General features: G+C 43.1%; 8 protein-coding genes. 1 reads left to right on the forward strand and 7 read right to left on the reverse strand.

Annotated features, from left to right (window positions below):
- Positions 1-37 precede the first annotated feature (37 nt).
- Positions 38-1,873: a TonB-dependent receptor domain-containing protein gene (locus tag FPZ43_RS10395; RefSeq protein ID WP_146381845.1), complete on the reverse strand. Its 1,836-nt coding sequence runs from the start codon at positions 1,871-1,873 to the stop codon at positions 38-40.
- A 14-nt stretch (positions 1,874-1,887) separates the two neighbouring features.
- A complete protein-coding gene (locus FPZ43_RS10400) occupies positions 1,888-5,070 on the reverse strand; it encodes a tetratricopeptide repeat protein (protein WP_146381846.1) in 3,183 nt (1,060 codons plus the stop codon).
- A gap of 342 nt (positions 5,071-5,412) precedes the next feature.
- Between FPZ43_RS10400 and FPZ43_RS10405 the strand changes: the two genes are divergently transcribed.
- Positions 5,413-6,459, forward strand: coding sequence for a hypothetical protein (locus FPZ43_RS10405; RefSeq protein WP_146381847.1), 1,047 nt, complete (start codon positions 5,413-5,415; stop codon positions 6,457-6,459).
- On the opposite strand, the gene FPZ43_RS10410 is transcribed toward FPZ43_RS10405, so the two are convergent.
- From FPZ43_RS10410 to FPZ43_RS10430, 5 genes are all read right to left on the reverse strand, one after another.
- Complete coding sequence (locus tag FPZ43_RS10410; protein ID WP_261381051.1) at positions 6,445-6,810, reverse strand: response regulator; 366 nt, start codon at positions 6,808-6,810, stop codon at positions 6,445-6,447. The two genes, FPZ43_RS10405 and FPZ43_RS10410, sit on opposite strands and share 15 nt — an antisense overlap.
- 700 nt (positions 6,811-7,510) lie before the next feature.
- Positions 7,511-10,444, reverse strand: coding sequence for a M16 family metallopeptidase (locus FPZ43_RS10415; RefSeq protein WP_146381849.1), 2,934 nt, complete (start codon positions 10,442-10,444; stop codon positions 7,511-7,513).
- Positions 10,445-10,558: 114 nt separating this feature from the next.
- Entirely contained in the window at positions 10,559-11,458 is a 900-nt protein-coding gene (locus tag FPZ43_RS10420) for a nucleotidyltransferase family protein (RefSeq protein WP_146381850.1), read from the reverse strand.
- A 56-nt stretch (positions 11,459-11,514) separates the two neighbouring features.
- A complete protein-coding gene (locus tag FPZ43_RS10425) occupies positions 11,515-12,627 on the reverse strand; it encodes a M42 family metallopeptidase (RefSeq protein ID WP_146381851.1) in 1,113 nt (370 codons plus the stop codon).
- Positions 12,628-12,827: 200 nt separating this feature from the next.
- Positions 12,828-13,238: a GNAT family N-acetyltransferase gene (locus tag FPZ43_RS10430; protein WP_146381852.1), complete on the reverse strand. Its 411-nt coding sequence runs from the start codon at positions 13,236-13,238 to the stop codon at positions 12,828-12,830.
- Positions 13,239-13,288 lie beyond the last annotated feature (50 nt).

The following is a 13,288-nucleotide window of genomic DNA, read 5'->3' on the forward strand; positions in this document are numbered from 1 at the left end:
TGCTAAAAGTACACATTATTATAAAAACTCAAAAAGCTTAAAAAGCATAACCTACGCCACCAAAGATGTTGAAGCCATACGCAGGGTAATATACCCATGTACGGTTGCTTGAGTTAAGCAGGTTGTTAGCCTGTACAAATATGGAAAGCTGTTTGTTTACTTTGTAAGCTGCGCCACCGCTTAGGTCGACAAATGATGGGTTGCTCACGTTAACTGTTGCCGCACCGATAGGCCTGTCTTTAGTATCACCGCGAAACATTAACGAGCCTGTGATATCAACCTTATTGCTTATGTGCAGGGCAGTACCCGCAGTGATAACAACCTTAGGTAAGTTCCATGGTTGTGTCTCGGTTGCAAGGCTGTAATCCTTGTATTCTACGCGGCCAAAAATGTTTACGTCGTCGCCTGCTTTAAAGTCAAGCTCGCCATTGAAGCCAGTAACACGCGCTTTGCCATCATCATAAATAACGGCAAACTTGTTAAACTCGTCTGCAAAGTTGTTAACCAGCAACGGCATGTTTTTGATAGAGTTGCGGTAAACGGCTGCTTTAAATGCCAGGCCCGGTGCCATTGTACCTTTTAAACCTACGGTAATATCAAGCTGATCTACCGAGTTGCGTATGTTTATGTTTTGGCCCAGGAATGGGTTAATAGCAGCCAAATCTGCCAGGGATGTTCGGTTTACGTTACCTTTTGCCTCCGCAAACAAGCGTACATATTTTGGTACCACCTGGAACTCCAGCTTAGCTGCCGGGAAAATAAAGAACCTGTCGGACAGGCCAAACTCTTTGGCTATAGTCACACCCGCGTCGATCTTGTAATTTTCGCCCTGGAACCTGATGTATGGATTTGCGCGTAAAATGTTATTGCCCGAGTCGTAGTTTAAATCTTTCTGCGTAGCCAAATCAACTGAGCCACTTAAACCTGCATAGAATTGGTTTACGGTTTGGTTTACAAAGCCGCTTAACACAATGTTGTTTTCGCGGGCATTAAATGCGTTGTTAAACAGGTAACCTTTTAATTTAACTGCGTAAGTAAAGGCGTTTTCAACATCCTGGTAGTTCTTTGCTATTTCGCCTTCCGCGCTTATTTTGTTAAAGGTTTGCTTTGCAGGATCAAACGGGGCAGGAGGGTTGGTTTGGTCAAAACCGTAAAAATAGGTTTGGCGGCGGTTGTAGTTAATACGGCCCGAAAATGTATTGTCGCCAACTACGCTTTTGCCAAAGACACCTATTTCCTGGCGGCTGTCATTTTGCTTAGGCAGAGTATTGCCCGATTGTGCAATGTGTTTAACAAACCCGCCTAATTGCAAGGCCTCGTCCCGGCCATTTGAAAAATAACCTTCAGCAAACGTTGTTTTCATGCTGCCCAAACCGCCTTTCACGTAGTTGTTGGTCAAAGCAGAGTCCTGTTCGGCAGGGCGTTTCATGGCTTCAAGCTGGCGTATGTTGTTGTCCTGCTCCAGCTTTTTATCGGCCGGGGCGTAGGTCATGGGAGCCTTAAATACGTTAAGATCTTCGAGGTCGGGGTTACGGCGAATTTTAACTGCCTCGGCCAATACCGGTTTATAATTGGTAGTAACTACAATCTCTTCAGACAGGCTTCCACCCTGGTTTTGGGCAGTATTTTGACCGCCCTTTTTAGTAGTATCTGCAGCCGCAGTTTTGGCTGCTGCATCGCCAAGGCTTTTGGCTGTGCTTTTTGCCGGGGTTGCTGCAGACTTGGTTACTTTTTTAGTTGCTTTTACTGCTGGCTTCTGCACGGTTTTAACGGCAGGTTTTTTTGCTGTTTTGCCCTTGGTTTGCGCCATTGCCGGAACAAAGCAAATTACCATTAACAAGGTAAGCAGTGTGAAAGTGTATTTAGTGTTCATTTTGCTCATCTCTCTTATTGTTCTTTGTTCTCGGGTTTAGTTTCTTCGGCAGCAGCCGGTTTGGTTTCGCCGCTGTTAACGGGTTGCGCCTGCTGTGTGGTATCTGGTTTAGTTTGTTCGGCAGGTGCCGCAGGTTGTTGTTCTGCAGGAGCCTGCTCTATGTTTTGGTTGGGTGATAACACCTGCAGTTTCTTTTTGGCTGTTGGTAAAATATCGTCATTGCCTTTATAATTTTCAATAACGCTTTGCAGGGTTGCCTTAGCCTGGAAGTCATCCTTAAGGGCTACATAGTTATCAGCTAAGAGGATAAACGTTTTGGCAATCCAGTAATCATAGTTTGGCAATTCTTTAGCCAGGTCAAAACATGTTTTCTGCGATGCTTTGTACTTACCCTGGTTGTATTCTATCAGGGCAATGTTGTATTTAGCTTCAGCAGCGGCAATGGTTTTTGTATTGGCTACGGTATAGTTAAACTCCTTAATTGCTGCTTCGGTATCGCCACGCTGCAGCTGTGCTTTACCGGCATATAACCCGGTACGGAATTTATCTTCCTGCGATGATTTTTCGTTTTCGCGCACCAGCTTAACGTATTTTATTACATCATCAGCCATATTAATTTGCGAGTAGCAAAGCAACAGGTTGTTGATAGCAAACGTATAATCGGCCTTATATTCGGAGTTTGTTTCCAAACGTTTCAGGAACACTACAGCATCGTTATATTTCTTTTGATTGATATACAGCTTAGCCATCGATATCAATGATTTTTCGCTGTAGGCGCTTGTCCAGTCGTTCAGGATCACGTTATAATCAATAATGGCAGCGTCTGTCTGGCCAAGGTTAACCAATGCCTGCGCACGTATATAGCGCGACTCTTTTTCGTAGATCTGCTTGGTTGGAAACTTATCAAAGTAAGCGCTTACGGCGTTTACTGTTCCCTGCCAGTCGCCTTTTAAATAAAGGTTGTTGGCCGCGGTGTACATAATGCTTTCCTGCTCGGCAGTGGTATAATTACCAATACCTGTGGTGCCTGCATAGTTGATAAAAGTTTGTGCATCGCCTTTGTCAGTATATATCTTTTCTACCTGTTTTAAAGATGTCTTTGCTTCGTCAGACGATGGATATTCGGCAACCACACGTTTAAAGGCATTGGTAGCATCCTCATCGGCACCTGCATTATAGTCAATTAAGCCAATGGTAGTAAGCGCACGCGGGATGTAGCTGCTTCGCGGGTATTTCTGCATCATAGACATCAGGTCGGACTTTGCACGAACACCATCATTTTTAAGGAAGTAGGTGTATGCTATCTCAAACGATGCATCATCTGCATAGTCGGAGTTAGGGAAGCGAGTAAGCACCTCGTTCATGGTAGCTATCTTGGTATCAAAGCTACCCTGTAAGCCCTGGATATTGCCGCGCTGAAAAAAGGCGTAATCCTGTCCCTGGCTTTGTTGCGCTATAATCTTATTGTAGTTTGCCAATGCCTGACTGTAGTTTTTCATTACAAAGTAGCTATCGCCAAGGCGGCTTATTGCGTCATTCTCGGTGTACTTATCTTTCGTATTACCTGCCAGGAAGCGCTCAAAATAGTTAGCAGCCTTGCGGTATTGTTCGCCGTAAAATGCGGCGTAGGCAAGTGCATAATTCGCATAGTTGGCAACATCGGTTTGTTTAGATTCCGGCATGGCCAGGAAAGCCTCAAAGTTCTCTACCGATTCGGTGTATTTACGCACCTCGTACATGCTCTCGGCCATCCAGTACAGCGTTAAGGCCTTTATCTTTTCGTCTACCGGGTTAGCCAGCGAACGTAAAAAGATACCTATGGCGTTTTCAAAAGCACGCTCGTTATAAAACTCCAGTCCGCGGAAATAGGTAACCTTTTGATAAGCTGCCTGCGCACTTGCCGATTTATTTGGAATAGGCTCCAATATTTCAACAGCTTCGCGGTAGTTTTTAGAGTTAAGCAAAGCCTCGCCTAATAACGTTTTAACCTCATCGGTACGGGCCGAGCGGGGATAGTTGCGCAGGTAGGTACGTGTAGCTTCTAAAGCCTGGTTGTTAAAGTCGAGCTCGTATGAAAGCTTGGCGTACTGGAACAAGGCATCCTCCTGAATCTGCTTATCAAAATTTAAACGCGATGCCACCATAAAGGCGCTGCGCGCGCTTTGTTTATTGTTCAACTTCAGGAACACATCACCCAGGGTATAGCTACCGCTTTGTGCATAGTTATCCTCTTTTGATACCAGCTTTTGTAATTCGGTAGCAGCTTTGGCGTTATTGCCAACTTTATAGTAAGTATAACCTATCTGGTAATTATCCTGTGTGTTTTGGGTGCGGTTTTGATCCTGCTCCTGGAAACGGCTGTAATAGGTTACAGCATTATCATAATCGCCTTTGGCAAAGTACGACGCGCCGATAATACGTAGCATTTCTGTTTCGTGCTGTTGCTTTGTGCTGTTGATGATAGGAATAGCATAGCTGATAACATCATTATAGCGTTTATCTAAAAAGTATACGGCTGTAATATAGTACGGGTAGCTTGCCTCATACTTTTTTGAGTTTTTAAGGCGCTCAAAATTTGCCAGTGCAAGGCGGTAATCTTTATTTAAATATGCAATATACGCGTAATAGTATGTAGCATCATCTGTAAAGGGCGAGCGTTTGTTTTTAACCTCGCTAAAAAGCAATTGTGCGTTCTTATAATCGTTGGTTACAAAATAGGCGTAACCCTTACGGAATTTGTATTCGGTGCTTTGGCCGCCACTCAGATCGCCGGCATTTACTTTATTGAACCAAACTAGCGCCTCTGCAAACTTACCTTGTTTGAAGTACGATTTACCTACCTGGAAAAATGCAGCTTTAGCCAGCGGGTTTTCCGGATGTTCTTTTATAAAGCGGGTAAACATGCTTTCTGCGTCGTCGTTACCCAGCTCCAGGGCGCAAACAGCCTCGTAATATTGTGCGTTCTCCTTAAGAAGTGAAAGTTCCGACTCGAACTGCGATGCCGAGCTGGTGGTCTTCACCTGGCTGCGCTCAACCAGGCGGTATTGCTCGGCGGCCGAGGCAAATTTACCTTTATCCATCAGCTCCCCGGCGTTTTGATAAATGCGGTTAACCTGGAACGATGGGTTTTGCTGCGCCTGCGCCGAAACGGCTACAAAAACGGGCGCAAATAAGGCTACGTATTTAAGTTTTATCATAAGTGCGTACTATCGATGGTGCTAAATTAGCTAAACGCAAAAATGCATTCCACATAAGTAATTAACAAATGTGAATAAGCACTTTTTTTAAACGGCTACAGGTTAATGATGTTATGCGTGTGGAAAACTTTAAGTAAGGGGTTTAAGGCTGTTAAAACCGGCAGGGAGTATGGCGCAAAAATAGTATTATTTAATATGCAGTGGCAGGCAAAATGCTACAAAATAATAAGGCCAAGTTTGCGTTTTTAAATCGCGATGATATATAGGTTGTTGGTTGGTTATAAGTGGGTTGCAATACATTTAGTTATTGCTATAAGCTTGGTGGTATTTTCAGGTAGAAGTATGGCTCAGCCGCCCGTGCAGCTTATTAAACTGCAGCCGGCTGGTCCGGCTATCAATACATTTAAATACCACATTGCTAAAGTTGTAAGTGCCGGCAAGGCATCCGCCACGGGCAACCTAATAGAAACAGGCATCGATAAGAAGCCCTCAACCTTGAAGGTACAAATAGATGGTGGTAGCTTTGTGCTTGAAAAATTTATGAAAGCAAGCGTGGAGTCGGCCGATAAAGCAACACCTGTAATAGTTCAGATCAAAACTTTAAAAGTTACCGAAGCTTTGCTACCCAACGGCCGCATAAACGGAAGTTTGTCTACTGCCATTGAATTCAGCTTGCAAAAGCCTGATACAATTTTATACCTCACCGATTATAAAGCTACATCGGCATACCAACGCAATGCGGGTAACGCCAAGCAAATCGAGCCATTGTTAGCAACCACATTACGAAACAGCATGGTGTATCTCGACAACTGGATTAACGCCAATGCGGATAACAATATAAAGTTGGCTAAGGCTGTAAAGTCTACGTTTAAATATCATAGCGAGCAGCCCGAAGGTGATACCATTTATTATGATGCTAATAGGCCGCTCAAGTGGCAGGATTTCCAAGCGCCTCAGCCGAGGTATAGCAAGTTTGGCGCAGAGATATTTGCCAGCCTGGGTTATGCCGAACAAACTAAACTTAGCAAGGGCATTATAGAGGTTGAAATTGACTTGAAGGTTTACATGCCCAAGAGTGCAAGCTGGGTGCTTGAACGCAGTAGCTACGGCTTAAACCACGAACAGCGGCATTATGATATTGTACGCTTGGTAGCCGAGCATTTCAGAAAAAAGATTGAGGAAACAGCTTTACCGGTAGATAATTATGACGGGCCGATAAACGTTGCTTATTTTGATGCTTTATACGAGTTGGATAAACTGCAGAAGCAATATGACGCCGAAACTGAACACGGTATTAATAGGTATCAGCAGGAAATTTGGAATAAAAAAATAAGTGATGAGCTTTATAAATTGGGCATAAAGCAAAGTCAGGAATTAAGCAGCTTGTAAGTGCGTTTTAACTTTGTTTAAAAGATTGTTGATATCAAACGGTTTCGCGATAAAATCATTAGGTGCACCACTTTGATTAAGTGTTTTTGCAACAGAATGGCTTGCCGAAATCATTATTACCGGAATGTTGTTGGTGCTTTCGTCCTTTTTTAAGGCTTTGCAAAGCTCGCGCCCGTCAAGGCTGCCCAACATAATATCAAGCAAAATTAAATCGGGGTGTATTTCGTTAATTTTCTGCATTAAGTGGCGGCCGTCACTAAGAGTGTCAACCTGGTAGCCCGAATCTTCAAGTATAAATTGTAATATCTCTAAAATATCATGGTCATCGTCTACCGCTAAAATCCGTCGCATTATCTCAAAATTAGTCTCTGTCTTAAACCGTGCACAACAGTGCTGTATGTGTGCCTATATTACAACATCACTAACAATACTTATACCAATTATTAATAAGTGGGCTTTCTAATTAGTTTTTAATGATATAAATATCCTTCTATAACTATTAAAGAGAGTATTTAAAAGGCATGCAAAATTGAATAATAGCTTTTTATAAAGGCTGCAATGTAGCTTGCTGTGAAATAATGTACCACATGTAGGGCAATACGCGGTATTGGCCAAGCATTTCTTCTTAGCGTGCGGTTATTGATAGGTGATACGAATACTACTATAAATCAAGGAAGGCCTTGCTATATATACTTGTATAAGTAATAGTTAATTCAGGAAATACTTGCTACGCTTGCATTTATAACATATGTAGCGTTTTAAGGGTAGCCAAAAAAGAAACGTTCGCACAATTAAACCACGTGGGATGCGGTCATCAAACTCAGATTTGCACTTTGTGCATATGTGTTCTACTTTTTTGTTTTGTAATGCAACCATTTATACAAGCAGGGGGATTTGTATTTTACGATCAAGAGAGCGATTGTAACAAATATATTACTTTAGTTTGTTTGTATATTATAAGTACAAAAAAAATTATTGAGTTTTTTAGAGAAGCTGCAAAGCAAGAAAGGCACCATAAGGCGCCTTTCTTGTTTTGCAGTAAAAATAATATTTAATACCCGAATATTTGCTTCATATCCGGCTTAATAAGTTCGCCATATTTTTTCATATCGTCGTCGGTTACCCGTTTGTCTGATGCTACAATGCAATAGATGAATGGCTTGTTCTGTAATTCCTTTTTATTAAAGTTTGCAAGGTCGGTAAGGGTAAGTTTGTTTACCTCGTTAAAGGTATTTTTACGTTCATCATAATCAAGCCCTTTGCGCTGGGCGGCAAGGTAACTAAAGATAATGCCGTCCTGTGTTACGCGCTCGGTCTCTATCGATTTGCGAATATTATCTTTTGCAGCAATAAGTCCTTTCTCAGATTGCGGCATGTTATTTATCAAATCGTTCATGGATTTAATAGCTTCATTCATTTTATCAGCCTGTGTGCCTACATATCCAACAAAAATATCGTTATCGTCTTTCTTGGCCGATTGGCTGTAGTATGCGTAAGTTGAGTAAGCCAGGGCTTTAGATTCGCGAATTTGCTGGAATACTATCGAATTCATGCCGCCGCCAAAATAGTTATTAAAGGCATTTATTACCGGATTTGATGCCGGGTTATACATGCTCTCGTTACGTACCCATTGTATTTCGGCCTGTACCATATCGTAATTGGCGAATAGTACTTTGTTGCCGTTTACCTGTGTACGGGTAAACACTTTTTTGGCAGGATAGGCTGTAAAGGTAGCTGGCGTTTTATGTAGCGTGGCTAATGATGTGCCTACCTGCGCTGCATTTTGCGGGCCATAGTACAATATAGTATGCTTGTAATTAACCAGGCTGTGTAAAATATCAACCAGTTGCTGTGCCTTTAGGTTGTCAATATCCTCATCACTCAATGTATAGTTAAAAGGATTGTCGGCACCGTACTGTGCGTAATTTACAAGACCCTGCAAAAGCGCAGCTTTGTTAAGTTTTAAGTTTTCTCTCGATTTTTTTAAACGTGCCTTCAAGCCTGCAAGCGCTTGTTCATCTGCTTTGCAATTGGCCAGCAGGTTTTCGAACAAGCTAACAGATGGGCCAAAGTTTTCCTGAAGGCCGCTTATTGTGACCATAGATGTTTCGGTACTTGCATTTACGCTGAAGGTAGAAGCCAGTTTGTAAAACGCTTTGCTGATATCTTCTGACGATTGCTTATCGGTACCTAAAAACTGTAAATACTGTGCGGCTACCGGCAATAGCTTATTGTTCCAGCTACCCATATCAAAACGGTAATACAGGCGGAATATGCTGTTGTCTTTATTCTGCACCGATAGCACATCAACCGGCCCCGATTTACTGCGCTGTATATCTTTGCCAAAGTCCAGCCAAACAGGTTGCACTGCATTAGCCGGCATGGTGTTTATCATTTTTACATAAGGCGATTGCTCGCCGGCATTTACTTCTACCGGGGTGATAGCAGGCTTTTCAACTTTCACTACGTTTTTATCGGCACCTTGTCGCTTGTAAACAGCCACGTAGTTATTGTCTTTTAGATATTGGTTGGCAAATGCCACTATCTGTGCCTTTGTTACTTTAGATAATTCGTTTATTGCGGCCACATCTGTACGCCAGTCAACACCGCTTGTAAAATCGTCCATCAGGTTGCTGGCACGTTGCGTATAGCTTTCATCCTGTTCAATTTTGCTGCGCTTGTAGTTGTTTACAATAGATTGGATCAGGTCGTCAGAGAACTGGCCCTTGCGCAGTTTATCGATTTCGGCAAGCATCAGGGTTTTAACATCATCTAACGATTGGCCCTTTACAGGAGTGCCGCGCAAAATAAGTACGCTGTAATCCTTAAGTGTATTGGCAGATGCCGATGCGCTAAGCAGTTTTTGCTTTTTGGTAAGATCAAGGTCGAACAGGCCTGCTTTGCCATTGGTTAGCAGCGAACCCATAAGGCTCAGCAAGCGCGCATCGCGGGTGCTGGCACCAGGAAAACGATACGCAATGGTAAGGTTCTCGGGATTAGGGCCGTAAACTTCTTTAATAACCGGGGTGGTGATAGGTGCCTCGGGTGTGATTTTGTAAGGCGGAACCGGCTTGCGGGTCATCGAATTGAAATGCTGCGCAATCTTTTTGATCATCACATCCGGGTTAAAATCACCTGATAGAATGATGCCCATGTTGTTTGGCACGTAATAATCGTAGTAGTATTTGCGAATAGCCTTTAACGACGGGTTTTTAAGGTGCTCAATAGTACCTATGGTTGTTTGTTTACCATAGTTGTTGTTTGGAAACAAGCCCTCGAAAAGTGCTTCCCAAACTTTGCTTGGGTCGCTGTCCAGACCACGGTTCTTTTCCTCATAAACCGCTTCAAGCTCGGTATGGAAAATACGCAGCACCGGTTTGCGGAAACGCTCGGCCTGCATGGTCAGGAATTTATCAACTGCCGAGCTTGGTATATCTTCCGTATAAACAGTTTGCTCAAATGAGGTAAAGGCATTGCTGTTTTGGCCGCCCATAGCGCTCATCATCTTGTCATACTCGTTGGCTATGGCAAACTTGGCAGCTTCGCCAGATGTTTTGTCAATATCCTTGTATATCTCTTTGCGTTTGCCTTCGTCTTTAGTTGAGTTATATTGCTCATACAACTCGTCGATTTTATCGAGCAATGGCTTTTCTTTAGCCCAGTTTAACGTGCCAAACTTATCGGTGCCTTTAAACATCATGTGCTCCAGGTAGTGGGCAAGGCCGGTATGGTCGGCAGGGTCGGTTTTACTGCCTGCTTTAACAGCTATGTAGGCTTGTATGCGTGGTTGTTTATCTGTAGGGCTTAAAATAACAGTAAGGCCGTTTTTTAAGGTGTAAAAACGTGAGTGAGTTGGGTCGCCGGTTACATATTTGTAAGTGTAACCGCCGCCGGTTGCCGTTTTCCAGGCGTAGTTGTTTTGTGCCGAAAGGTGGGCCGAGTAGCCGCCCATCAGCAAGAGCATAAGGGTTAGTCTAAGTTTCATCAGGATATTTTAAGCTATAAATATATCACAAAAAGCAAACAATTGGCACCGGCATACCAAACAAAAAATCCCGCCTTTTTAGGGCAGGATTTGATATTTAATAAGGCGGATAGCTTATTCCCAAAGGTTACTTGGGTAAACGCCGCTATCAACCAAAGCAGAAATGCTCTTTTGTACAATTGGCTTGTCTTCTTTGTATGTAACACCAAACCATTTTGCATCGGTAGGGATTACTTTAAAGGCAGCCTCGCCGGTTTTAATTAACCCATCAGCAACAAGCGGGATAAAGAACTCAGCTTTAGGATCAGCCTTTTTAGCTTCAACAAAAGCTTTAAACATTGGCTCGCTTTGTTTGAAAACTGCCGGTGTAAAGCCCCAGAAATTCATTGATACACGGGTTAGCGGGTCTAAAGGAAATTCTTGCCCGTCTTCTTCATAGGCTACGCTGCCGTCCTCTTTAAAGTAAACTTTAAGGCGCTCGTTAATAGCAACCATGTTACCATCTTCTACCTGGCACACACCGCGCGATACCGAGCCGTAATCTGATAAGGTGCGGTCAACCTGGTAACCTATAAGCGAGTAGGTGTCGTCGCTAACTTCGGTAGTTAAAAACTTAGCCATTTTTTCGAAGGCGTCATATCCGTAAAAGTCGTCAGCATTAATCACGCAAAAAGGCTCATTCACCTGGTTACGCGCTGCAAGTACAGCGTGGGCAGTACCCCATGGCTTTGCGCGCTCAATTTCCTCTGTTATACCAAACGGTTTCAAATCATAGCTTTGGAAAACGTAATCTGTCTCGACACGCCCGGCCAGTTTAGGCTCAAATTTGGCTTTAAATGCTTCGGCAAATTCTTCACGAATAATGAAGCTGATTTTGCCAAAGCCTGCTTTAATGGCGTCATAAATTGAGTAATCGATGATGGTTTCGCCGTTTGGGCCAAAGCCATCAACTTGTTTCATGCTGCCATATCTGCTGGCCATACCTGCCGCCAGGATGAGAAGGGTTGGTTTCATAAATGCTATTTTATAAATTGTATAAAGTAAGGTGCTGTATTAAATTTTGTTTGGAATTATTTGATATATCTGAAGTCTTGCCCAGCTTCGATATTAAGCAACGACTCATAAATAAGGCGGATAACATTGTCTACGTCATCTTTGTGAATCATCTCTACCGTAGTATGCATGTAGCGCAGTGGTAGTGATATCAGAGCCGATGGTACGCCATCGTTTGAGTATGCAAAGGCATCGGTGTCAGTACCGGTTGATCGCGACGATGCCTGGCGCTGAAATGGTATGCCCGCTTTTTGTGCCGACTCGATAAGTAATTTGTTCAGGTTGTTTTGTACCGCAGGCGCATAAGAAATTACCGGCCCTTTACCGCTGCTTAAATCACCTTGCGTAATCTTATTGATCATCGGGGTATTTGTATCGTGGGTAACATCGGTAATAATGGCTACGTTTGGTTTAATACGGTGGGCAATCATCTCGGCACCGCGTAAGCCAATTTCTTCCTGCACGGCATTTACAATGTAGAGGCCAAAAGGCAGCTTTATGTTATTCTCTTTAAGCAAACGTGCTACTTCCGCAATCATGAAGCCACCGGCGCGGTTGTCTAAAGCACGGCCAACGTAGTAGCGGTCGTTTAATACCATAAATTCATCCTCGTAAGTAATTACACAACCTACGTGGATGCCCAGGTTTTCAACTTCTTCCTTTGTAGTGCAGCCGCAATCCAAAAAGATATTTTTTAGGGTAGGAGCTTCCTCCTTTTCGCCGCCGCGGGTATGAATAGCCGGCCAGCCGAATACTGCTTTAACAATACCGTTGTCGGTATGGATGTCAACACGTTTTGATGGCGCTATCTGGTGGTCGGAGCCGCCATTGCGGATAACATAAATTAAACCATCATTGGTGATGTAGTTTACAAACCACGATATCTCATCAGCATGAGCCTCGATCACAACCTTGTAATCTGCCTGCGGGTTGATTACGCCAACTGCTGTACCGTAATTATCTACAAAATGCTCGTCGATGTAGGGTTTAAGGTAGTCGAGCCACATTTGCTGGCCCTTCCACTCAAAGCCGGTAGGAGATGGATTATTAATATACTTTTCAAAAAACTCCAGAGATTGTTGATTAACAACAGCTGGTTTTTGTTCTGTTTCTGTTTTGTCTGTAGCCATTTGTAACACATGGCAGCATAGTGCTGCTATGGCAAATATAGCAAAGCAGATTTAAATGGAATATAGCATGTTAACGTTTATGTAATAGTGTTAACAATTTAATAAGAATTTAATACTAGGAGTGCCACTTTTGTAACAGTTAGTTAGATCAGTTAGTAAGAAGGGTCAGGTTGCGCAAGGCAGGCTGACCTTTTATGTTATTACAGGCATATTTCCATCCTTATAAAGTCAATACCGCCCTTATTAAACACATCACCAACTTGCTTGTAGCCATGTTTTTCATAAAAGCCTATAGCCGAAAGCCGCGCATGGCAATACAGTAGTTGGCCACCCTCGTTGAGTACAAAATTGGTTATATAATTGAGTAATTGTGTGCCAATGCCGGTGCCCTGCAAAACCTCACTAACTGCAAATTTGCGAAACTGCCAGTGGTGATCGCTGTGCTTGAACAATGATATTACGGCAACCAATTTGTTATCTGTAAAAGCGCCAAAGTGATATCCTTCGTTATCTTCCTCCATTTCCATATCGTGCTTGTACTTGCCGGGGTAAAGCACATCCCGGCGCAATTGCCAGGTAAGCTGGGGCGTAATCTGTTCAATAGAAAGCATAAGCGAATGTAAGCGGATTATGATTTAAATGGTAATCGGCTTTTATTTTC

The sequence above is a fragment of the Mucilaginibacter pallidiroseus genome, from assembly GCF_007846085.1.
GTDB lineage: Bacteria > Bacteroidota > Bacteroidia > Sphingobacteriales > Sphingobacteriaceae > Mucilaginibacter > Mucilaginibacter pallidiroseus.